The following is a 22,062-nucleotide window of genomic DNA, read 5'->3' on the forward strand; positions in this document are numbered from 1 at the left end:
TTGATTCCGGACTCAGCTTCATACCGGCTTGCCAATGCCCGCGTTCACCGGTCACTGACGTCGGGTCTTGCCGCGACTTACGACAATGACGGTTTCACCCTGGCCGACATTGCCATTGCCGACGGCAAGATCTCCAGCATTGCGGCGCATGGCAAATCGAAGGCGCTGACGGAGGCTATCGATCTTGCCGGTCGCATCGTGCTGCCGTGCTTTGTCGACTGCCACACCCATATCGACAAGGGCCATATCTGGCCCCGAAAGCCCAATCCCGACGGCACCTTCATGGGGGCGCTCAATGCCGCGGGCGCCGACCGCGTCGCGCGCTGGAGCGCCGAGGACCTGGCCAAGCGCATGGATTTCTCGCTGCGCTCGGCCTACGCGCATGGCACCAGGGCGCTCAGAACCCATATCGACAGCGTCGCGCCGCAAGAGGAAATCTCCTGGCCGGTGTTCGAGACGATGCGCGAGGCATGGCGCGGCCGCATCGAATTGCAGGGCGCCTGTCTGCTCGGCATCGAGGGCGTGCGCGACAGAAAATGGTTCGACAGGCTGGCCAAACGAGTGGCCGCCGCCAAGGGCGTTCTGGGCGTTGTCACCTATATGGTGCCGGACCTGGAGGAACTGCTCGACCATGTCTTCGCGCAAGCGATCAAGCATGGGCTCGATCTCGATTTCCATGCCGACGAGACCGACGACATTGCGGCGATCTCGCTGAAGAAGATCGCCGAGGCAGCATTGTGGAACGGTTTCGAGGGCAAGATCCTCGTCGGCCATTGCTGCTCGCTGGCGCGCCAGCCCGATCTCGAGGTGCTGGACACGCTGGACAAGGTGGCGAAGGCCGGGCTCGCCATCGTGTCGTTGCCGATGTGCAATCTCTATTTGCAGGATCGACGGAGCGACGGCACCACGCCGCGCTGGCGTGGCGTGACTCTGCTGCACGAGATGAAGGCGCGGGGCATTCCGGTGGCCGTCGCTTCAGACAACACGCGCGACCCCTTCTACGCCTATGGCGATCTCGACATGCTGGAAGTCTACCGCATGGCGACGCGCATCCTGCATTTCGACCATCCGGTCGCCGACTGGCCGCAGGCGGTTAGCGCGACACCGGCCAAGGTGATGCGGCTCGATGGCTTCGGCATGCTTGCCGCCGGCGGCGACGCGGATTTCGTCCTGTTCAAAGGTCGAAGCTGGACGGAATTGCTGTCGCGGCCCGAATCGGATCGCATCGTCGTGCGCGCCGGACGCGCGATCGACCGGCAATTGCCCGACTATGCCGAACTCGACGAGCTGATGGTGGAATGATGGATGTTTCGGCGCTCAAACGCGATCTCGACGGAATAAAACTCGACGACAATCCGGCGATCGTCCAGCAGAAGAGCCGCGACTTCTACTGGTACAGCCCGGTGCTGAAACAGCAGCTCGACCACGTCACCGGCGACCTCATCGCGACGCCGAAGACCGAGGCCGAACTGATACGCGTGCTTGCCGCCTGTCACCGCCACGGCGTGCCGGTGACGCCGCGCGGCAGCGGCACCGGCAATTACGGCCAGGCAATGCCGCTGTCGGGTGGGGTCGTGCTCAACCTCGCCGAAATGAACGAGATCAAGTCGATCGCGCCGGGGCGCGTGGTGACTGGGCCGGGCGCGGTCCTGGCCGATATCGACAAGGCGACGCGGGCGCATTCCGGCCAAGAGCTGCGGCTGTCGCCCTCGACCTACAACACGGCCTCGATCGGCGGCTTTATCGCCGGCGGCTCTGGTGGCGTCGGCTCGATCAATTTCGGCGGCTTGCGCGATTTCGGCAATGTGCTGCGGCTGCGCGTGGTGACGATGGAGGCCGAGCCGAAGGTGCTCGAACTCACCGGCGAGAACCTGCACAAGGTGACCCACGCCTATGGCACCAATGGCATCATATCAGAGGTCGAGATGCCACTGACGGCAGCCTATGACTGGATCGACGTCATCGTCGGTTTCGACCAATTCATGGATGCGGCGCGCTATGGCAATGCGCTGGCCTGCCAAGACGGCATCCTGACCAAGCTGATCACGCCGATCGCGGCACCCGTGCCGCAACTCTACTTCAAGCGGCACCAGAAATTTTTCAGGGAAGGGCAAAGCATCTGCGTCGTCATGGTGGCTCGGCATGGGCTGGATGCCTTCCTGGCCGTTACGCGCCGCGCCGGGGGCGAGGTGATCTTCAACGCCGCCACGGCGACGCCGGAGGACAAAAAGGGCCTGCCGCCGGCCTACGAGCTGGCCTGGAACCACACCACGCTCAGGGCGCTGCGGGTCGATCCGTCGATTACCTATCTGCAATCGCTCTATCCCTTTCCCAACCAGCTGCCGCTGGTCGCAAAGATGGATGCGATGTTCCCCGGCGAGGTGTTTTCGCATCTCGAATTCGTGCGGCTGGACGGCAACATCACCTGCTTCGGCCTGCCGCTGGTCAAGTTCACCAACGAGACGAGGCTCGACGAAATCATCCGCCTGCATGAGGACAATGGCTGCCCGATCTTCAACCCGCACCGCTACACGCTGGAAGAGGGTGGTATGAAGCAGACCGACGCCGTGCAACTCGCCTTCAAGCGCGAGACCGATCCGCAAGGCCTGCTCAACCCCGGCAAGATGATCGCCTGGGAAAACCCGGACTACGACTACCGTTCGGGCCGGACTTTTCTGTTCAAGGGGCTGCAAAAGGCGGGTTGATGAACATCCTCGTGCTCTACGCCCATCCGGTCGAGACCAGCTTCAATGCCGGCCTGCACCGGATGATCGTCGAGCGGCTGACGGCGGCGGGTCATCTAGTCGACAACTGCGACCTCTACGCAGAGAATTTCGACCCGCGCCTGACGCGGGCGGAACGGCTCGGCTATCACGACCCGCGTGGACCAGGCGATGCGGTTGCCAGCTACATTCAGAGGCTGCAGGCGGCCGAGGCCCTGGTGCTGTCGTTTCCGGTCTGGAACTACGGCTATCCGGCGATCCTGAAAGGGTTTTTCGACCGCGTCTTCCTGCCGGGCGTGTCGTTCAAGCTGGTCGATGGCAAAGTGCAGCCGACGCTGCACAACATCCGCAAGCTGGCGGCTGTCACCACCTATGGCGGCAGCCGGTTCCGCGCCATGGTGATGGGCGATCCGCCGCGCAAGGTCGTGAAGCGAATGCTGCGCGCCACGATCAAGCCCGGCGCTCCCGTCTCCTATCTCGCCCATTATGCGATGAACCTGTCGACCGACGAAACGCGCAAGTCTTTCATGACGAAGGTCGCGGCCAGCATGGATGCCTTCTGATGCGTGCGCTCGTCGTCTATTGCCATCCGGTGCCGGAGAGCTTCTGCGCCGCGATCCGCGACACCGCCGTGGATGTGCTGACGCGACGAGGCTGGGACGTGCGGCTGCTCGATCTCTATGCGGAAAAGTTCGATCCGGTGATGAGCTGCGAGGAGCGGCGCAGCTACAATCATCAGGCACCGCGGGATCCGGCGCTGAAACCGCATTTCGAGTTGCTCAACTGGGCCGAGGCGATCCTGTTCGTCTATCCGACCTGGTGGTATGGGCTGCCGGCGATGCTGAAAGGCTGGCTCGACCGGGTGTGGGCGACCGACATCGCCTTCAAGCTGCCGGCGGGCAAGGGCGGGATCAAGTCGCTGATGATGCATGTCACCAAGGTCGGCGTCATCACCACCTGCGGCGCGCCGACCTGGTGGAGCGTCGTCGTCGGCCAGCCCGGACGCAAGACCTTGCTGCGCGGCATGCGGGCGCTGTGCGCCAGACGCTGCAAGACGTTTTTCCTGGCGCATTATTTGATGGACGCCTCGACGCCGGCAACGAGGGCGGCGTTTCTGGCGAAGGTGCAGGCGAAGCTGGAGCGGTTTTGAGCGATTAGCGCCCTTCTCCCCGTTCTGCGGGGAGAAGATGCCGGCAGGCAGATGAGGGGCAGCGCCAGCCTTGCCGACCTTGGCGCCGCCCCTCATCCGGCCCTTCGGGCCACCTTCTCCCCGTAAACGGGGCGAAGGAAGAGAGCACTACATCCTCACCCGTTCCGACCTCGGATCATACATCGGCTTCAGTGATGCTTCGGCGCCAAACCGTTCGCCGGCGATCTCGATTTCATAAGTCGAACCCAGCACATCCGCCTCGCTTTCGCCCCGGCATGGCACATAGCCAAGCCCGATGGCGCCGCCGAGATGATGGCCGTAATTGCCCGAGGTGACCGGACCGACGATCTTGCCGTCGCGCAGGATCGCTTCGTTATGGAAGAGCAGCGGCTGCGGGTCCTTCAGCCGGAACTGGACCAGGCGGCGGGTCAGTCCGGCTTCCTTCTTCTTCAGCACGGCGTCGCGGCCGATGAAATCGCCCTTGGCTGTCTTCACTGCGAAGCCGAGGCCTGCTTCCAGCACATTGTCCTCATCGGTGATGTCATGGCCGAAATGGCGGAAAGCCTTTTCGATGCGGCAGGAATCCAGCGTGTGCAGGCCGCAGAGTTTCAGGCCGACATCCGCACCGGCTTCGTCGATCGCCTCGAAGACATGGGCAGCCTGTTCGGTCGAGACATAAAGTTCCCAGCCGAGTTCGCCGACATAGGTGACGCGGTGGGCACGGGCGAGCGCCATGCCGATTTCGATCTCCTGGAAGGTGCCGAACGGATTGTTCTCGTTGGAGAAGTCGTTGGGGCTGACCTTCTGGATCAGTTTTCGCGCATCCGGACCCATCAGGCAGAGCACGCTTTCGGCCGCGGTCACATCGGTGACGACGACGAATGCCTCGCCGACATGGCGGCGCAACCAGGCGAGGTCGCGTTGCAGCGTGGCCCCTGGCACGACGAGGAAATAGGCCGTATCCGAAAGCCGCGACACGGTGAGGTCGCTCTCGATGCCGCCGCGCTGGTTGAGCATTTGCGTGTAGACGATCTTGCCCGGCGCCACATCCATGTCGTTGGCGCAGAGCCTTTGGAGGAAAGGCTGAGCGTCGCGGCCCTCGACACGGATCTTGCCGAACGAGGTCATGTCGAACAGGCCGACCTTGTTGCGGACCGCCAGATGTTCCTCGCGCTGGTTGTCGAACCAGTTCTGCCGCTTCCAGGAATAGCGATACTCGCGCTCCTGGCCTTCGCGCGCGAACCAGTTGGCGCGCTCCCAGCCGGCGACCTCGCCGAACACGGCGCCACGCGCCTTCAGATGTTCATGCAAGGGCGAGCGGCGCACGCCACGCGACGTCGCCATCTGCCGGTAGGGAAAGTGGTCGGCATAGAGAAGGCCGAGCGTTTCGGAGACGCGCTCCTTGAGATAACGGCGGTTCTTCTGGAACGGCTGGGTGCGGCGGATGTCGACTTCCCACAGGTCGAACGGCGCTTCGCCATCGTTGATCCACTGCGCCAGCGCCATGCCGGCGCCGCCGGACGAGACGATGCCGATCGAGTTGTAGCCGGTCGCCATCCAGTAGCCGCGCAGCTCCGGCGCCTCGCCGAGATAGTAGCGGTCGTCAGGGGTGAAACTTTCGGGGCCGTTGAAGAAGGTGTGGATGCCGGCGGTGGCCAGGATCGGCATGCGGTTGACGCCCATTTCGAGGATCGGCTCGAAATGGTCCATGTCCTCGGGCAACTGGTCGAAGCAGAAGTCTTCGCGGATGCCGTCCATGCCCCACGGCTTGGCCACCGGCTCGAAGGCGCCGAGCATCATCTTGCCGGCGTCTTCCTTGTAGTAGGCGCACTCGTCCGGCACGCGCAGCACCGGCAGGCGGCCGAGGCCTGAGATGGGCTCGGTGACGAGGTAAAAATGCTCGCAGGCATGCAGCGGGATGGTGACGCCGTTCCGGGCACCGAGTTCGCGCGCCCACATGCCGGCGCAGTTGACGACGATGTCGGCCTCGATGGTGCCTTGCTCTTCGCCCTGCGCCCAGGACACGCCGGTGACGCGACCGTCCCTGGTGTGGACCTTCGTCACCTTCACATTCTCGGCGATGGTGGCGCCGCGCTGGCGCGCGCCCTTGGCCAATGCCATGGCGATGTTGGCTGGGTCGCACTGGCCGTCGAGCGGCAGGTGCACGGCGCCGACGACGTCGGAGACGTTGAGATGCGGATACATCTCCTTGACTTCATTGGGAGAAATCTCGCGCACATCGACATCGAAGGCGCGGGCGAGCGATGCCTGCCGGTAGATTTCGTGCTTGCGCTCCTCGGTCAGCGCGACGGTGATCGAGCCGACCTGACGCATGCCGGTGCCGACCTCGGTCTCGGCTTCCAGCTTGACGTAGAGATCGGCCGAATATTTCGCCAGCCGGGTCATGTTCTGCGAACCGCGCAACTGGCCGATGAGGCCTGCGGCATGCCATGTCGTGCCGCAGGTCAGCTGCTTGCGCTCCAGAAGCACGATGTCGGTCCAGCCGAGCTTGGCCAGGTGGTAGGCGACCGAGCAGCCGGAGACGCCGCCGCCGATGATGACGGCCCGCGCCTTGGTGGGAATGATTTTGGCGGTCATGCGGCCTCACGACGGTAGCTGGAAACAAAACGGCGCAGCCGAGAGGCTGCTTCCCGCAGTACCGGTTCGGGCTGGCAGAGGCTTATTCTGATATGGCCGGCCGCGGCTTCGCCGAAGCTGGAGCCGGGCATGACGCCGACCTTCTCCTTGTCGAGGAAGGCGAAGGCGAATTTCTCGTCGTCGGGTTCGACATCGGATATGTCGAGCATGACATACATGCCGCCTTCCGAACCGCGCACGGTGACATCATTCATGCCGCGCACCGCATCGAGCAGGACGGTGCGGCGTGCGGCGTAGCGTTCGGCGATGTCCTTGACGCCATAGTGCTGCTCCAGCGCCTCGGCGCAAGCGATCGAGATGAAGGCCGGCAGACCGTAGGTTGTCACCAGATTGAGGTTGATCAGCAGCGTGATCATCTCCTCCGGACCCGTCAGCCAGCCCATGCGCCAGCCGGTCATGCCGTGGCTCTTGGACATCGAATTGATGACCAGCGTGCGCTCGGCCATGCCGGGCAGAGAGCGCGGCGAGACATGCTCGCCGCCGCCAAGCGTCCAGTAAACCTCGTCGGAAAGCAGCCAGAGGTCGTGCTCGCGGCAGAGCTCTGCCAGTTGTTCCAATCGCTCGCGCGAGTAGACCGCACCGGTCGGATTGTTCGGCGTGTTGATCAGGATGGCGCGCGTGTTGGGCTTGAGTGCCGCACGGATCATGTCCGTGCGGGGTTGGAAGCCATCCTCGGCCGGCGTCTCGACCACGGTGAAACTGGCGCCGGCGGCACTGAACGTGTTGGGGTAGGTGGCATAGTAGGGCGCCACCACGATGGCGTGGTCGCCCTGATCGAGCACGGCTTGCACGGCAGCGTAAAGTGCCGCCTGGCCGCCCGGCGTGGCGATGACCTCTTCCGGCATCGTCTCGACGCCGGTGCAGGCGCTGGAGGCCGCCGCCATGGCCTTGCGCAGGCGCGGCAGGCCGGGAAGCGGCGTGTAGTGATGGTTGCTGCCTCGGACCGCTGCCACGCAAGCTTCGATCGTCTGCGACGGCGTGTCGAAATCATGGTCGCCTACCGACAGCATGATGATGTCCTCGCCGGCCTCCTTGCGGTTCCAGGCGGCGAAATGAACCTCCCAGCCATCCTTGCCCGATGGCACGATGCCGGTGATGCGCGACGATGGTTTAGGCATGTAGGGCTCCCGTGATCGCGTAACCGTTCTGTTGCAGCCGATCGCGCAAGGCGGCGATGTGGGCAGGACCGACCTCGCAGCAACCGCCGACTATGTCCGCCCCTGCCTCCACCCAGCCGACAGCCTGGTCGGCGTAAGCATCCGGACCGAGATCGTGGCGGGCATGCAGCACATCCACGGTGCCGCCATGCTTGAGCGCTTCGGTGGAGGTGAAGCCATTGGCATAGGCGCCGACCGGGCCGCCGAGATCGATCAGTTCCGGCAATGCCGCCGCGATGGCTTCCGGGCGACAGCAGTTGAGCAGCCGGGCGGCCACCGGCAGATTTCCGAGCGCGTCCGCTGCCGACGCAATCGTCTCGCCGCTGCGCAAGCGTGGCGTGCCGTGATCGGCCAGCGTCCATGACACCCAGACGGGCTTGCCGCTTTCCGACGCGGCGGTGACCGCCGCGCGCGCCTCTTCGGCAGAGGCCATGGTCTCGCACAGGAAGAGGTCGACGCCATCAGCCTGCTCGGCGACGATGCGGCGGTAGATGTCGAGCGTATCCTGATAGGAGATCGTCAGCGCCGGTGCGTAGCTGCCGAAAAGCGGTGACAGGCAGCCGGCGATCGCAGCCTCCCCGGCCTCGTCGCGGGCTTGCCTGGCGAGGTCGATGCCACGCTTCTGCAACGGCTTGAACAGGTCTTCCGCACCCTCGCGCGCCAGGCGTTCGGGCGTCGCCGAATAGGTGTTGATGGTGATGACGCGGGCGCCGGCACGAATGAATTCGGCATGCAGGCCGCGCACGAGGTCCGGTTCGTCGATCAGCACCCTGGCCGACCACAGCGGCGTCGGCTCGGACTTGCTGCGCCGCACCAGTTCCTGGCCCATGCCGCCATCGGTGAGGATAACCGGCTTCATGCGCGCAGCCTTTCGTTCTTCGGATCCCACAACGGCTCGTCCGGCTGCACGACCGCCCTGAAACGGTCGCCGAAGATCTCGACCTCGACAGAGGTGCCGGGTTCGCTCAGGTCGGCGCGTAGCATGCCGAGCGCGATCGACTTGTCGATGCGATGGCCCCAGCCGCCCGATGTCGTCTCGCCGACGATCTGGCCGTCATACCAGAGCGTCGACATGTAGGGCGCGTCACAATCGCCGGGGTTTTCGACCACCAGCGTGACGAAGCGCTTCTTCACGCCTTGCTGTTTCTCGTTCTGGAGGGCAGCCTTGCCACGGAAGTCGGGCTTTTCCCATTTGACGAAGCGCTCGAGCCCGCCCTGCAGGATCGAGTAGTCGGTCGACAGGTCGCCCTTCCAGGTGCGGTAGCCCTTTTCCAGACGCAGCGAATCCAGCGCGTACATGCCGAACGGCTTCAGCCCGTGGTGCTGCCCGGCGGCACAGATCGCATCGAAGATGGCGGCGGTGTCGTCGACCCTGGTGTGGATTTCCCAGCCGAGCTCGCCGGCGAAGGAGACGCGAACCAGCTTGGCCCAGCGGCCGGCAATCCTGGTCTCCTGATGCGTCAGCCATGGCAAGGTCAGGTCGGCCTCACAGACATCGGCAAGGATTTTTCGCGAATTGGGGCCGGCCAGGATCTGCGTGGAGAATTCCTCTGTCCGGTCGATCAGCTTGAACGCGGCATCCCCGGGCATGTGCGACTTCAGCCATTCGAAGTCGTGCCACTGGGCTACCGCCGCGGTGATCAGCGTCATGGACTCCTCGCCATGGCGTACCACCGACATTTCGGTGACGATGCGGCCCTTGTCGTCAGAGAAATAGACGAGGCCGATGCGCCCGGGCTTCGGCACCAGGCCGGTTACCTGCCGGCTCAGCCATTCGGCGGCACCAGGGCCTTCGAGATTGAAGCGCGAGAAGCCGGGCAGATCGAGGATGCCGGCGGCGTCGCGAACAGCCAGGCACTCTTCGCGGACACGCTGCTGCCAGGGCCCGTCGCGGCGGAAGGTCAGCGTGGCTTCCTCGGAGACGTCGTCGCCGTCCTGCGCGTACCAGGTCGCGCGCTCCCAGCCATTATAGGCATCGAAGCGGGCGCCCAGCGCCTTGATGCGATCGTGGATCGGCGACAGTTTCCTGTCGCGGCCTTCCGGCCAGGCGTGACGCGGGAACTGGATGGCGTATTCGTTGCCGTAGATTTCCATGCCCTTGGCCACGCAATAGTCCGGGGCGGAAGCAAAGGACGTGAAGCGGCGTGGATCGCACGACCACATGTCCCATTCGGTCTGGCCTTGCGTCACCCATTCGGCCAACACCTTGCCCGCGCCGCCGCCCTGAGCGATGCCGAAGGTAAAGACGCAAGCCTCGAAGGCGTTGGGAACGCCGGGCATCGGCCCGATCAGCGGATTGCCGTCGGGCGCGTAGGGGATCGGTCCGTTGATGACCTTGGACAGGCCGGCGGTGCCCAGGATCGGGACGCGGGCGACCGCGTCGGCCAGATAATGCTCCAGCCGGTCGAGATCGTCCGGGAAGAGCTGGAACGAAAAGTCGTCCGGCATCGGATCGTTGTGGGTGGCCCAATGCGCGCGGCAATTGCGCTCATAGGGGCCGAGATTCATGCCGGCCTTTTCCTGGCGCAAGTAATATGAAGTGTCGACGTCGCGCAGCAGCGGCAGCTTCTTGCCCTGTTCCTTCGACCAGGCGGCGAGTTCGGGGATTTCCTCGAATAGAATGTACTGGTGGCTCATCACCATCATCGGCACTTCGCGGCCGAACATCCTGCCGACTTCGGCGGCACGGTAGCCGGCAGCATTGACGACGATCTCGCAGCGGATCTCGCCTTGCGCCGTTACAACCACCCACTCGTCCTTCTCACGGCGCACGCCTGTGACGGGGCAGAAGCGGATGATTTTCGCGCCCATGTCGCGTGCGCCCTTGGCCAGCGCCTGCGTCAACTGCGCCGGGTCGATGTCGCCGTCGCTCGGATCGTAGAGCGCGCCCTTCAATTCATGGGTTTCGAGGAAGGGGTAGCGGCGCTTGATCTCGTCGAGACCGACCACGTCGATGTCCATGCCCTGATAGCGGCCCATGCCCTTGGCGCGCTGGAACTCCTGCATGCGCTCTTTCGAGTGGGCGAGCCTGAGCGAACCGGTGACATGGTAGTTCATGGGATAGTCGACCGCGTCGGCGAGGCCACGATAGAGTTCGGTCGAATAGCGCTGCATGTTCATCAGCGACCACGAGGAGGAGAAGGTCGGCACATTGCCGGCGGCATGCCAGGTCGAGCCGGAGGTCAGCTCGTTCTTTTCCAGGAGCACGCAGTCGGTCCAGCCGGCCTTGGCCAGATGATAGAGCGAGGAGGTGCCGACCACGCCACCTCCGATAATCACCACGCGCGCCGTGCTCGGCAAACCCGCCATGTTCTTCTCCCAATCTTCAAGCGCGCCGCGCTTTTCTTTTTGTTTTTATGCGTGTCGCTGTCGCAAAACCGCTGCACGGTTCCGAATGACATGCATTCATCAATCAATAGACCGGCGGCGAAACCACCCAGATGACTACAGCCGGCTCGCTACCCGGATTGCGCCAGCGGTAAGGCTTGCCTTCGAAGCGGAAGGAATCGCCTTCGCCAAGCCGGTGCCAGACCCCGGCTATTTCGATGTCGAATTGCCCGGACGCGATGTATCCGGCCTCCTCGGTCGGCCGGCGGGCCTCGTTCTTCAACTCCGCTCCCGGCGCGAAGACCGACCGCACCATCTCGAAGCTACCACCGAGGTCCGGTGACAGAAGCTCCTCCACCAGACCGGATTCGCTGGTGCCAAGCGCGCGGCGCTTGCCGGCGCGCACCACCACGCCGCGCTCGCTCTCCACGGGCACGTCATGGCTGAAGAACAGGCTGATCGGCACGCCGAACAACTCCGCAAAGGCCCGGAGATCACTGAGCGATGGCGTTGACAGGCCGCGCTCGACCTGGCTGACCCAGCCGACCGAACGGCCGAGCTTCAGCGCGATCTCGGCCAGCGTCAGTCCGCGCACCCGGCGCAAGGCCCTGATATCGCCTGCCAGGACTCGCTCGTCAGGTCCCTGTAATGTGCGTGGGGTAGGGGAGACCAAATCGCTCACTTCATGAAAATTTTCAGCCGAATTTCATGAGAAATCAAGCTCATGAAAAAATCAAGTAGATTTTCACCAATGCTCAAGATTTGCTTGCAGGATTTTGACAGTTCATGCAAAGGCTCCGCCGCGAGCGGCGAGTGGGGACGTCCGATCGACACAACGGCTAAGGGACGGCCCATGCTGGAAAAGAAGGCTCGAATCACGGTTGATGCCGAGATCGTCGACGACGCGATCATGTCGCGCCGTTCGGTGCGTGCATTTCTGCCCGACATGATCGATGACGAGACGATCCGTGACATACTGACTGTTGCGGCGCGCGCTCCCTCCGGCACCAATATGCAGCCGTGGCGGGTCTACGTTACCAAGGGCGGGACCAAGCAGCGGATCACGGATGCCATCATAAATTCGGGCATCCGCGCGGAGAAAGCCGACTGGGACGAATATCGCTATTATCCGACCCAGTTCTTCGAGCCATATCTCACCCGCCGCCGTGCCAACGGGTTCGGCCTCTACGGCGCGCTCGGCATAGGCCGCCGGGAGGTCGACAAGATGCGGGCCCAGCACGACCGCAACTTCGTCTTCTTCGACGCGCCGGTCGGCATGATCTTCACCATCGACCGCCGGCTCAACCAGGGTTCGTGGATCGACTACGGCATGTTCCTGCAAAACATCATGGTTGCGGCGCGGGGCAGGGGTCTGCATACCTGTCCGCAAGCGGCCTTCGCGCCCTATCACCGGCAGATTAGGCCGGTGCTCGGCATTCCCGACGAGGAGATCGTCGTCTGCGGCATGGCGCTCGGCTATGAAGACACTTCCAAGCCCGAGAACGCCTTCCGCACCGATCGTGAGCCGCTCGAAGAATGGGTGACGTTCAGCGAATAGGTCTCGGCCGCCAACCGGGGCAGGGCCGCTATTCCGTATTCATGTGCGCGCCGTGGCCGCTGACATGGGCGCCGTCCTGCGGCGTCAGCTTGAGATAGGCAAGCAGCGCGCAGAGCGTGATGATGCCCTCGATCACGAACAGGATCCGGAAATCGCTGGCGACGGCCGGCCCGCCGCCTGCGAGAAACGACAGCATCGCGGCCGCGAGGCCGACGCTGATGGCGACCGCCAGCTGCCACAGGATGTAATAGAGCGCGCTGAAGCGGGCGAGCTGCTCGGGCGCGATGTCGGAATAGGCGAGATTGCCGGTCGAAGCCCATTGCACCGAACGGAAGACGCCAAAAACGAAGATGTAGGTGAGCGTGATCCAGACCGGGGTCGTTGCTTGCATCAAGGCGAAGCCCGCGACCATGGCGGCAACCACGGGCGTGTTGGAGACCAGCACGCGGCGAAAACCGAAACGGTTGAGAAGGCGTGGCATGAAGAAACGCATACCCACCGAGCCGACTGCCGCAACGAAGGTCAGCGATCCCGCCTGCACCGCGCTCATGCCGAAGCCGAGCTGGAACATCAGCGGCAGCAGGAAGACGACGGAGCTGAGACCGATCGTGTCGAGGCCGCCGCCGGTAAGGAAGGAGATGCGGAAGGTGCGGATGCGCAGGAGCTTGAGATCGAGCAGGGGATTGCGCACACGCAGGCAGTAGAAGGAGGCGGCCGTCAGGATGATGAGCGCCAGCGCAAGCTCGGCCGCGATCATGCCGCTGGCGGCGTCTTTCGCCGCAAGGGAGTCCATGCCGAAGACCAGCAGCACCATGCCGCTGCCGACCAGCACAAAGCCTGGAAAATCGAACCGCGTGCGCACGGGCTTGGTCATTGTCGGGAACAGTGAGGCGGCAAGGATTGCGGCGGCGAGCGCGAACGGCACGTTGATGAAGAAGATCCAGCGCCAGGAGATGTAGGTGGTCAGCGCGCCGCCGACGAGCGGACCGACCAGCGGCCCGGACTGGCCGGCCAGCGAGATATACATGTTGATCTTCAAGGTCCGGCTGCGCGGGAAGGTCGACAGGATGACGACCTGGCCGAGCGTGCCCATCAGCGCGCCACCGAAACCCTGCAGCGCGCGGGCGCCGACCAGCATCCAGATGTCGTTCGAGAGCCCGCACAGAGCCGACGAAGCGGCAAACACCAGCAAGGCAAAGCAATAGACGTTGCGCAGGCCGAAACGATCGGCCGCCCAGCCGCCGAGCGGCATGGAGATGATCAGGCTGGCGACGTAGACGGTGATCAGCAGGCCGAGTTGGCTCGGCGGACGGCCAAGGCTTTCGCTGATGCCCGGCAACGCCGTCACCACGACATTCTGGTCGAGGCTGGTCATGAACACGCCGCAGGCGACCGTCAGCGGCAGCAGGAGCAAGGCTCTGGCCGGCACATCGGCGCGATCGGCGGCGCCGGCGGATAGTTCAGCAGTCATGGGGATGTTCGAACCAAATATGCCGACTTTGAGACGGGATTTTCATGTCCCTTGGACCGGTTGGGCGGCCAATTTTTCCATCATGGGCGCCCGAGGCAGGATTCTCTAGCGGCAGAACCGGCCGGTATTGAGGCCAGAAGCAGCGGCAATGGGCACATCCGGCCGCACTGCCTACTGCACCTCGTAGCCGACTTCCTCGCTGGCATGGCAGAGCGCCTTCCAGAACGAGCGGGCGAACGAGCGGAAGACGTAGATGTCGAACTGGTCGGTGCCGGTGCGCTGGATCTGGGCGAAGACATCGTGATGCGTTGTCGAGCGGCCGGCGCCGACCGGAAAGGCGGGCAGGGCGAAGTCGATGGCGAAGAATTTCGACAGCACCCATTCGGCTTTCGGCCCGGCAATGCGGATGGCGATGCGGCCATGCGACAGGTCCGTCACCGTGCCGATGGCCGGCGTCACCGCCTTGGCGAAGGCCGCGGCCAGTCCTTCGGCCTCATCGGCCACGGTGAATTTTCCCGGTGCGAAACCGAACACCGATTTCGCGCCGTCGCTCATGCCGCCGCCGGCGCCGTCGGGCAGAGCGAGCCCGCTGACAGCGCGGATCGCTGCCATCAGTTTCTTCTCTTCGCCAGGCCAAGCCGCGAGTTGCACGATCGAGCCCGGCCTGGTTTCGGTGAGCAGGATCTCGACGCCATGTTCGAAATTGCCGTGCGAGCCGACATGGAATTCCGGCTCGAGGGGCGATTGACGCTCAGCCATGCATGCGGGTCCCTTCCGGATCGTAGAAGTGGTTGGAGACGATCTCCACGGGCCCGAAGCGGTTGCGCAAGGGGTCGGAGACATGGGCACGCGTGCCTTGCCTGGCCTTGCCGCCCTTGACCAGCGCCAGCGCGATATGCTTGCCGAGCGCCGGCGAATAGCAGCAGGCGGTAATGTGCCCGATCGAGCCGTGCGGATTGGCTTCGTCGACTTCCTCGACAATATGCGCGCCGCCATTGAGCGGGCGGTTGTCGAGCGCGATCAGTCCGACCAGTTCCAGCCGCTCGGACGCGACGAGACCTTCCCGGTCCATCATCGCGGAGCCGATGAACGGCTTTTTCTTCGACAGCATCCAGTCGAGATGCAGGTCGCGCGCCGTGGTGCGGCCGTCGATTTCGGCGCCGGTGACATGGCCCTTCTCGATGCGCATCGTGCCCAGCGCCTCGAGCCCGTAGGTAACCAGCCCGAACGGCTTGCCGGCCTCGACCAAGGCTTCCCAGACATGGGTGCCATGGCCGGCGCCGGAATAGACCTCGAAGGCCATTTCACCGGAGAAGGATAGCCGGCAAATCATCACCGGAACACCTGATATCTCGCCGTGCACGATGCCCATGAAGGGCAGGGTCGCATTGTCGACATCCGTGCCGGTGACGCAGGCGGCCAGAATCTGCCTCGCTTTCGGACCGCCTATCGCGGCTCCCGCCCATTCGTCGGTCACCGAGGTGACATGGACCTTGAGTTCCGGCCAGATCACGTCGAGGAAATATTCCAGATGCTGCATCACCTTGCCGGCATTGGCCGTGGTGGTGGTCATCAGGAAATCCTGTTCGCCGAGCCGCCAGGTGGTGCCGTCGTCGAAGGCAAAACCGTCCTCGCGCAGCATCAGCCCGTAGCGTGCCTTGCCGACGGCGAGCGTCGAGAACATGTTGGTGTAGACGCGGTCGAGGAACGCGGCCGCATCCGGGCCTTGCACGGCGATCTTGCCCAGTGTCGAGACATCGACGATGCCCGCACTTTCGCGCGTCGCCTTGGCTTCGCGCACATAGGCCTGTTCGACAGTCTCGCCTGAAAGTCCGTAGATCATCGGCCGGTACCAGAGGCCGGCGGAGTACATGGTCGCACCATTGGCGAGGTGCCAGTCATGCATCGGCGTCAGCCGCTCGGGCTTGAGGTCACCGAAACGTTCGGCTGCCAGCGAGCCGATCGACACGGGCGCGAAGGGTGGCCGGAAGCGGGTCGTGCCGACTTCCGGGATCGGCTTGCCGAGCGCTTCCGCCATGATGGCAAGGCCGGGAACGTTGGAGCTCTTGCCCTGGTCGGTCGCCATGCCAAGCGTGGTGTAGCGTTTCAGGTGCTCGACTGAGACGAAGCCTTCGCGATGCGCCAGGCGGACATCCTCCGCCGTGACGTCGTGCTGGAAGTCGACAAAGCTCTTGCCGCTGCCCCTGATTTCGAACACAGGGGCGGGATCTGGATCTCCGGGAGTTGCCTCGACAGTGGGCAGCGCTGCCGGCGTGCCTGTTCCTCCGGTCGCGGCAAGGCCTGCGGCGCGGCCTTCGGCGATCGCCTCGACCGTCGAAAAGCTGCCGGTGAAGGCGCCGGCGCCGATCCAGTTTTGCGTCGGCTTGGGCGGCAGGAAGGCCTGCCGGGCGGCGTTCCATTCCGCTTTGGCGCCGGCCTGGCTGGCCAGATGGATGGTCGGCGACCAGCCGCCCGACATCAGCAGGCAATCGGCATGGACGCTGCGCGCATCGCCGCTCAGCGCACCGGCGACCATGTCGAAACGCTGGACCTTGAGGCCGGACAAGGCCTTGCCACCTTCCGTGGCGACCACCGCATGGCCGGAAAGCAATTCCGCCTCGGCTTCGCCGGCCAGGGAGCTCATCTCGGCGGACGGCTGCGGGCGCACGTCGACGATGGCAACGATCGCAGCGCCTGCCTGCTTCAGCGCCAGCGCCGAGCGGTAGGCGCTGTCATTGTTGGTGAACACCACCACCCGCTGCCCCGGCAGCACGCCGAATTCGTTGGCGTAGCGCTCCGCCGCGTGCGCCAGCATCACGCCGGGCCGGTCATTGCCCGGGAACACCAGTGGCCTTTCGAAGGCGCCGGTGGCCAGCACGACGGATCCGGCGCGGATCGCCCAGTAGCGATGGCGCGGCTCACCCTTGGCGGGCTGCGCCTTGTGATCGCTGACCCGCTCGAGCGCGGCAAGCGTGTTGTTGTCGTAGTAACCCCAGACCGTGGTGCGCGGCAGAAGCCGGACATTGTCGCGGGCCTCTAGCTGGGCGACGGTGCGCCGCACCCAATCCGCCGCCGGAGCGCCATCGATGGTTTCGCCCGACCAGTTGCCCGAACCGCCGAAACGCGGCTCGAGATCGGCCAGGACAACGCGTGCGCCTTGGTCGGCGGCTGCCTTGGCGGCCATCAGCCCGGCCGGGCCGGAGCCGACCACAAGCACGTCGCAAAAAGCGTTCATGCGTTCGTAGCGGGCAGGGTCCTTTGCCGATCCGGCGCTGCCGAGGCCGGCGGCGCGGCGGATGAAATGCTCGCAGAACATCCAGAAGCGCGTGCCTTTCAGCGGGCCGATAACCGGGCCCATGAAGGTCTTGTAGTAGAAGCCGGCCGACAGGATCTTGCCGCCGAGCTGGTTGACGGCATGGATATCCCAGGTGAGCGATGGGAAACGGTTCTGGCTGACGGCGATCAGCCCATCATGGATCTCGACCATGGTCGCCGGGATGTTGGGTTCGCGCACTTCGCCCTTCAGCACGGTTACCAGCGCGTTGGGCTCCTCGACGCCTGCGCTCAGCAGGCCGCGCGGCCGATGGTACTTGAAGGAACGTCCGAACAGCGTGACGCCATTGGCTAGCAGCGCGGACGCCAGCGTGTCGCCGCCATGCCCGGTAAAGGCAACGCCGTCGAAAGTGAAGCGGATGGTCTTCAGCCGGTCTATGCGGCCGCCAGTGTCGGTGCGGCGCGGGCTCATGGCTTGTCCTCCGCCTTGCGGCGCGCGGCGGAGGTGTGGTCGCCGCGCACGAAGGCGACGCTGGAGATCTCATGCGTCAGCGTGTTGCGCACAACCCTCAGATGCGCCCGGCAGCCGCCGGAATGCTGCCAGATCTCGTTGTGGTCGCCGGCCGGATTCAGCCTGTCGTAGACATAGGCGTTCCAGGCCTCGAAATTCTGCGAGGCGGGGTCGGGACGCTCGCGGTTTCCATCGCCCTGATAGGTGAACTCGATGACGTCGCGCGGGCCGCAGTAGGGGCAAGTGATCAGCACGGAATGTTCCTAATGAAGCCGCGGGTTCGCGCCCTGACCCTTGTCGTCGATCACCAGGCCGCGATGAAAGCGGTCGAGCGTGAAAGGGGCGTTGAAATCGTGCGGCTGGTCCTTGGCGATGGTCCAGGCAAAGCACCAGCCGGAAGCCGGCGTCGCCTTGAAGCCGCCATAGCACCAGCCGCAATTGAGATACATGCCGGGCAGGGGCCGACGGTGATGATCGGCGAGCCGTCCATCGACATGTCGCAGACGCCGCCCCAGGAGCGCAGCATGCGCACACGCGCAAGGCCTGGGAAAAGCGCCAGCATCTCGCTCATCACCTCGTCGACGATGGGCAGGTTGCCGCGCTGGGCGTAGCTGTTGTAGCCGTCGATGTCGCCGCCATAGACTAGGCCGCCCTTGTCGGACTGCGACATGTAGAAATGGCCCATGCCGAAGGTCACAACGGTGTCGATGAAGGGTTTCAGCGATTCAGTAACGAAGGCCTGTAGCACATGGCTTTCAATCGGCATTGTCTCGACGCCGGCCAGTTGCATGACGCGGCCGGTGCTGCCGGCCACCGCGACCGCCACTTTCTTGGCCCTGATATCGCCACGCGAGGTGGTAACGCCGGTGACGCGGTCGCCGTCGCGCAGGAAGCCGGTGACCTCGCAATTCTCGATGATGTCGACGCCGCGGCGGTCGGCGCCGCGCGCATAGCCCCAGGCAACCGCATCGTGCCGGGCGGTGCCGGCGCGCCGCTGCATCAGGCCGCCAACCACGGGAAAGCGTGCATCATTGGAGATATCGAGCGCCGGAATCAGGCGCTTGATCTCGGCTGGCGTCATCAATTCCGCATCGACGCCGAGATGGCGCATCGCGTTGCCGCGTCTTGCGTAGTCGTCGAACTGAGCCGGCGTGTGCGCCAGGTTCAGGCAGCCGCGCTGCGAGAACATGACGTTGTAATTGAGCTCGTGCGACAGGCCCTCCCAAAGCTTCATCGAATGCTCGTAGAAGCGGGTATTGGCCGGCAGCAGATAGTTCGAGCGCACGGCCGTGGTGTTGCGGCCGACATTGCCGGAGCCCAGCCAGCCTTTCTCCAGCACCGCGACATTGGTGATGCCGTGTTCCTTGGCTAGATAGTAGGCGGTCGCCAGGCCATGACCGCCGCCGCCGATGATGATGACGTCGTAGGATGCCTTCGGATCCGGCTTGCGCCAGGCCGGCTTCCAGTCCTTGTTGCCCTTGAGCGCGTTCGCGAGCAGCGAAAGGGCCGAGTACTCTGCCATGTGTAAGGTGTCCGTTGCGGGCGATGCGGCAGACTATAGAGCAGGCCGCATCGGCAAAGCCAATATTGCGCCATGGCCTTTCGACTGGCCGACGCCTCGATGCGACGGCTTGCCCCATGATATGGCCGTCTTTATCAAGGACAGGCTTTTTGAATTGCCTTTGCGCTCCGTGAGTCGCCAACAGATCATGCTTTTTCGATTGCTTCGCCTCGTCCTGATCCTCGCGCTTGTCGTTTCGGCGCCGCCTTCGTTCGAGGCGATGGCGCAAGCGCTCGGCCAAGGCGCCGCCGGATTGGTCACCGATCAGCAGAAGGTCATCCAGGGCCTGACAGCCAAAACCGATGATCTCGAAAAGAAAATACAGCAGGACGGTGAGAACGATGCATCGCTCGTGGATATCCGTCTGCAGCTGGAGGATCTGTCGCGGTCGGCACTCACCAGTGCGCTGGCATTCCGTTCGCGCCTCACCGAGATCAACAATCGCATCGAGGTGCTGGGCCCGCCGCCGGCGGCAGGCCAGCCGCAGGAGCCCGACATAGTGACCGGCGAACGCCAGGCGCTGGCGTCGGAGAAGGCCGAGATCAACGCGGTCGTCGCTAGCGCACAGAACCTGTCGATCCGCATCAGCGGGCTGATCGACAAGATCGGCAACATGCGCAGCGCGCTGTTCCGCAATCTGTTGACCAAGCGCTACGTACTCTCGGACGCCTTGAGCCCGCAGGTGTTTTCCGATGCGCGCGACGAGTTCGGCAATTTCTACAAGGCTGTGTCGTCCTGGCTGAGCTTCGCCATCAAGTTCAAGTTCCAGGCCATCCTGGCGGCAACCTTCGTGGCGCTCGGCCTGGCGCTGGTGCTGCTGGTCGGCGGGCGACGCCTGTTCGGGCGGGTGTTCGAGGCCGACCCCAGCAATGAAGACCCATCCTATCTCAGCCGTCTTTCGGTGGCCTTCTGGTCGACTTTGCTGCCGACGCTGGCGGTTGCCGCCTTTCTCGGCTCGACTATCTTCTTTTTCAACTATTACAACGTCTTGCGCGGCGATATCGGGCTTTTCCTCAATGCGTTGGCTGCTGTCATCGGCGTGGTGTTTTGCGTCAACCGGCTGACCAACGCGGCACTCGAGCCGCGTTTGCCCAACTGGCGTCTCATCCCGGTCGAAACCGGGCCGGCGCGCTGGCTGGTCCGCCTGACCACCGCCATGGCCGTGGTGATCAGCTTCAACACCTTCCTGTCGATCGTGAACGACAAGATGGGGTCGCCGCTGTCGCTGACCATCGCGCGCAGTTTTGTCGCCACCATCATCGTCGGCGTGATCCTGATCCTGATGGCGATGCTGAGGCCGTTCAAGGCGCGTGACGGCAGCTGGCGTCCGTGGCCGGCATGGTTGCGCTACACCTCGCTCGGGCTCGGGCTTTTCACCATCATCGCGGCGCTGCTCGGCTATATCGGCCTTGCGCTGTTCGTATCGCTGCAGGTCGTGGTCACCGGCACAGCATTGATAACAGCCTATATCGGCTTCCTGTCGGCGCAGGCGATCGGCGAGGAGGGCGCTTTCGCCAACACGTCGGTCGGGCGCTGGCTGTCGGCCAATTCCAGCTACGAGGATACCGCGCTCGATCAGCTCGGCCTTGTCGTCAGCATCGCCATCAACCTGATGATCGTGCTCGTGTTCCTGCCGCTGATCCTCTTGATGTGGGGCTTCCAGCCCGGCGATATCGAGGCGTGGGCGTATAAGCTCGCAACCGGCATCAATATCGGTTCGGTGACGATTTCGGTCACCGGCATCCTGTCGGGCATCGTTGTCTTCATCATCGGCTATTTCCTGACGCGCTGGTTCCAGGGCTGGCTCGACGGCTCGGTCATGGCGCGCGGCAAGGTCGACACCGGGGTGCGCAACTCGATCCGGCTGGCGGTCGGCTATGCCGGCGTGGCGCTCGCTGCACTGGTCGGCATCTCGGCCGCGGGTATCGACCTTTCGAGCCTAGCGCTGGTCGCCGGTGCTCTGTCCCTCGGTATCGGCTTTGGCCTGCAGAATGTGGTGTCTAATTTCGTCTCCGGCCTGATCCTTTTGGCCGAACGCCCGTTCAAGGTCGGCGACTGGATCGTGGCTGGCGACGTCAGCGGCACTGTCAAGAAGATCAGCGTGCGTGCCACGGAGATCGAGACCTTCCAGCGGCAGTCGGTGATCCTGCCCAATTCCAATCTGATCAACAACGCCGTCGGCAACTGGACGCACCGCAACAAGCTAGGCCGCATCGACATCAAGGTCGGCGTCGCGTATGGCAGCGACGTCAAGCAGGTCCACGCCGTGCTGCTGGATATCGCGCGCAGCCATCCGCTGGTGCTGAAGAACCCCGAGCCTTTCGTGCTGTTTTCCAATTTCGGACCCGCCGCGCTCGAATTCGAGATTCGTGTGTTCCTTGCCGATGTGATGAACGGCAACATCGTGCAGAACGACGTCCGCTTCACCGTGCTGGAGAAATTCGACGACCAGCACATCGAAATCCCTTCCACGCCGCGCGCGGTCGTCGAGGCCAAGAAGCACGTGGCTTGGCCAACCGATGACGACAAGATCGAGGCCGATTTCGCGGAGCAGGAAGAGGCCAAGGCGCAAGCCGAGGCGGAGGCGAAAAAGCTGCCGAGGTCGCGCAAGTCCAAGAAGCCGGATCCGGACTAGGCCCCGGATCCGGCCTGCCGGGCGGCGCCTTCGGCATC

Annotated in this window: 15 protein-coding genes and 1 pseudogene; 6 read left to right on the forward strand and 10 right to left on the reverse strand. The window is 64.1% G+C overall.

Going from position 1 to position 22,062, the window contains the following annotated elements:
• Genes EJ077_RS12190 through EJ077_RS12205 form a run of 4 tightly spaced genes read left to right on the forward strand, consistent with a single transcriptional unit; the run spans nt 1 to nt 3,873 of the window.
• The gene (locus EJ077_RS12190; protein WP_208702241.1) at nt 1-1,302 is read left to right on the forward strand and encodes a cytosine deaminase; all 1,302 of its coding nucleotides are present in this window, start codon (nt 1-3) and stop codon (nt 1,300-1,302) included.
• Complete coding sequence (locus EJ077_RS12195; RefSeq protein ID WP_208702978.1) at nt 1,302-2,705, forward strand: FAD-binding oxidoreductase; 1,404 nt, start codon at nt 1,302-1,304, stop codon at nt 2,703-2,705. Before EJ077_RS12190 ends, EJ077_RS12195 begins: the two co-directional genes overlap by 1 nt.
• Nucleotides 2,705-3,286 carry an NAD(P)H-dependent oxidoreductase gene (locus EJ077_RS12200; protein ID WP_208702242.1) on the forward strand — a complete coding sequence of 194 codons (582 nt, stop codon included), beginning with the start codon at nt 2,705-2,707 and terminating at the stop codon, nt 3,284-3,286. The genes EJ077_RS12195 and EJ077_RS12200 overlap by 1 nt, the downstream gene beginning before the upstream one ends.
• Nucleotides 3,286-3,873, forward strand: coding sequence for an NAD(P)H-dependent oxidoreductase (locus EJ077_RS12205; RefSeq protein ID WP_208702244.1), 588 nt, complete (start codon nt 3,286-3,288; stop codon nt 3,871-3,873). Before EJ077_RS12200 ends, EJ077_RS12205 begins: the two co-directional genes overlap by 1 nt.
• 147 nt (nt 3,874-4,020) lie before the next feature.
• Here EJ077_RS12205 and EJ077_RS12210 read toward each other — a convergent pair whose 3' ends face one another.
• From EJ077_RS12210 to EJ077_RS12230, 5 genes are all read right to left on the reverse strand, one after another.
• Nucleotides 4,021-6,471 (reverse strand): GcvT family protein, encoded by a 2,451-nt coding sequence (locus EJ077_RS12210; protein ID WP_208702246.1) that lies wholly within the window; start codon nt 6,469-6,471, stop codon nt 4,021-4,023.
• The gene (locus EJ077_RS12215) at nt 6,468-7,649 is read right to left on the reverse strand and encodes a pyridoxal phosphate-dependent aminotransferase (RefSeq protein WP_208702248.1); all 1,182 of its coding nucleotides are present in this window, start codon (nt 7,647-7,649) and stop codon (nt 6,468-6,470) included. The genes EJ077_RS12210 and EJ077_RS12215 overlap by 4 nt, the downstream gene beginning before the upstream one ends.
• Nucleotides 7,642-8,547, reverse strand: coding sequence for a homocysteine S-methyltransferase family protein (locus EJ077_RS12220; RefSeq protein ID WP_208702250.1), 906 nt, complete (start codon nt 8,545-8,547; stop codon nt 7,642-7,644). The genes EJ077_RS12215 and EJ077_RS12220 overlap by 8 nt, the downstream gene beginning before the upstream one ends.
• Nucleotides 8,544-10,997, reverse strand: coding sequence for a GcvT family protein (locus EJ077_RS12225; RefSeq protein ID WP_208702252.1), 2,454 nt, complete (start codon nt 10,995-10,997; stop codon nt 8,544-8,546). Before EJ077_RS12225 ends, EJ077_RS12220 begins: the two co-directional genes overlap by 4 nt.
• A 103-nt stretch (nt 10,998-11,100) precedes the next feature.
• Nucleotides 11,101-11,697 carry a helix-turn-helix domain-containing protein gene (locus tag EJ077_RS12230; protein WP_189343740.1) on the reverse strand — a complete coding sequence of 199 codons (597 nt, stop codon included), beginning with the start codon at nt 11,695-11,697 and terminating at the stop codon, nt 11,101-11,103.
• A 171-nt stretch (nt 11,698-11,868) separates the two neighbouring features.
• Between EJ077_RS12230 and EJ077_RS12235 the strand changes: the two genes are divergently transcribed.
• Nucleotides 11,869-12,573 carry a nitroreductase gene (locus EJ077_RS12235; RefSeq protein ID WP_208702255.1) on the forward strand — a complete coding sequence of 235 codons (705 nt, stop codon included), beginning with the start codon at nt 11,869-11,871 and terminating at the stop codon, nt 12,571-12,573.
• 28 nt (nt 12,574-12,601) lie between these two features.
• Here the strand turns inward: EJ077_RS12235 and EJ077_RS12240 are convergent, their stop codons facing one another.
• The 5 genes and pseudogenes from EJ077_RS12240 to EJ077_RS12260 all read right to left on the reverse strand — a co-directional run bounded on the left by EJ077_RS12240 (nt 12,602) and on the right by EJ077_RS12260 (nt 19,350).
• On the reverse strand, nt 12,602-14,044 hold the full coding sequence (locus EJ077_RS12240; protein ID WP_208702257.1) for an MFS transporter: 1,443 nt from the start codon (nt 14,042-14,044) through the stop codon (nt 12,602-12,604).
• A gap of 171 nt (nt 14,045-14,215) precedes the next feature.
• The gene (gene soxG / locus EJ077_RS12245) at nt 14,216-14,803 is read right to left on the reverse strand and encodes a sarcosine oxidase subunit gamma family protein (protein WP_208702258.1); all 588 of its coding nucleotides are present in this window, start codon (nt 14,801-14,803) and stop codon (nt 14,216-14,218) included.
• The gene (locus EJ077_RS12250) at nt 14,796-17,789 is read right to left on the reverse strand and encodes a sarcosine oxidase subunit alpha (protein WP_208702260.1); all 2,994 of its coding nucleotides are present in this window, start codon (nt 17,787-17,789) and stop codon (nt 14,796-14,798) included. The genes soxG and EJ077_RS12250 overlap by 8 nt, the downstream gene beginning before the upstream one ends.
• A complete protein-coding gene (locus EJ077_RS12255) occupies nt 17,786-18,082 on the reverse strand; it encodes a sarcosine oxidase subunit delta (RefSeq protein WP_208702262.1) in 297 nt (98 codons plus the stop codon). Before EJ077_RS12255 ends, EJ077_RS12250 begins: the two co-directional genes overlap by 4 nt.
• Nucleotides 18,083-18,091: 9 nt before the next feature.
• Nucleotides 18,092-19,350 (reverse strand): annotated as a pseudogene (locus EJ077_RS12260) (sarcosine oxidase subunit beta).
• 187 nt (nt 19,351-19,537) lie between these two features.
• Here EJ077_RS12260 and EJ077_RS12265 point away from each other — a divergent pair.
• A complete protein-coding gene (locus EJ077_RS12265) occupies nt 19,538-22,024 on the forward strand; it encodes a mechanosensitive ion channel family protein (RefSeq protein ID WP_208702265.1) in 2,487 nt (828 codons plus the stop codon).
• Nucleotides 22,025-22,062: the final 38 nt, after the last annotated feature.

Source organism: Mesorhizobium sp. M8A.F.Ca.ET.057.01.1.1 (assembly GCF_003952565.1).
Classification (GTDB): Bacteria; Pseudomonadota; Alphaproteobacteria; order Rhizobiales; family Rhizobiaceae; genus Mesorhizobium.

What these genes read in the sequence shown, in the direction of transcription:
- EJ077_RS12215 (WP_208702248.1), bottom strand. Translation starts at nt 7,649, where the DNA reads ATGCCTAAACCATCGTCGCGCATCACCGGCATCGTGCCATCGGGCAAG.
- soxG (WP_208702258.1), bottom strand. Translation starts at nt 14,803, where the DNA reads ATGGCTGAGCGTCAATCGCCCCTCGAGCCGGAATTCCATGTCGGCTCG.
- EJ077_RS12205 (WP_208702244.1), top strand. Translation starts at nt 3,286, where the DNA reads ATGCGTGCGCTCGTCGTCTATTGCCATCCGGTGCCGGAGAGCTTCTGC.
- EJ077_RS12265 (WP_208702265.1), top strand. Translation starts at nt 19,538, where the DNA reads ATGCTTTTTCGATTGCTTCGCCTCGTCCTGATCCTCGCGCTTGTCGTT.
- EJ077_RS12210 (WP_208702246.1), bottom strand. Translation starts at nt 6,471, where the DNA reads ATGACCGCCAAAATCATTCCCACCAAGGCGCGGGCCGTCATCATCGGC.
- EJ077_RS12250 (WP_208702260.1), bottom strand. Translation starts at nt 17,789, where the DNA reads ATGAGCCCGCGCCGCACCGACACTGGCGGCCGCATAGACCGGCTGAAG.
- EJ077_RS12200 (WP_208702242.1), top strand. Translation starts at nt 2,705, where the DNA reads ATGAACATCCTCGTGCTCTACGCCCATCCGGTCGAGACCAGCTTCAAT.
- EJ077_RS12235 (WP_208702255.1), top strand. Translation starts at nt 11,869, where the DNA reads ATGCTGGAAAAGAAGGCTCGAATCACGGTTGATGCCGAGATCGTCGAC.
- EJ077_RS12225 (WP_208702252.1), bottom strand. Translation starts at nt 10,997, where the DNA reads ATGGCGGGTTTGCCGAGCACGGCGCGCGTGGTGATTATCGGAGGTGGC.
- EJ077_RS12240 (WP_208702257.1), bottom strand. Translation starts at nt 14,044, where the DNA reads ATGACTGCTGAACTATCCGCCGGCGCCGCCGATCGCGCCGATGTGCCG.
- EJ077_RS12220 (WP_208702250.1), bottom strand. Translation starts at nt 8,547, where the DNA reads ATGAAGCCGGTTATCCTCACCGATGGCGGCATGGGCCAGGAACTGGTG.
- EJ077_RS12195 (WP_208702978.1), top strand. Translation starts at nt 1,302, where the DNA reads ATGGATGTTTCGGCGCTCAAACGCGATCTCGACGGAATAAAACTCGAC.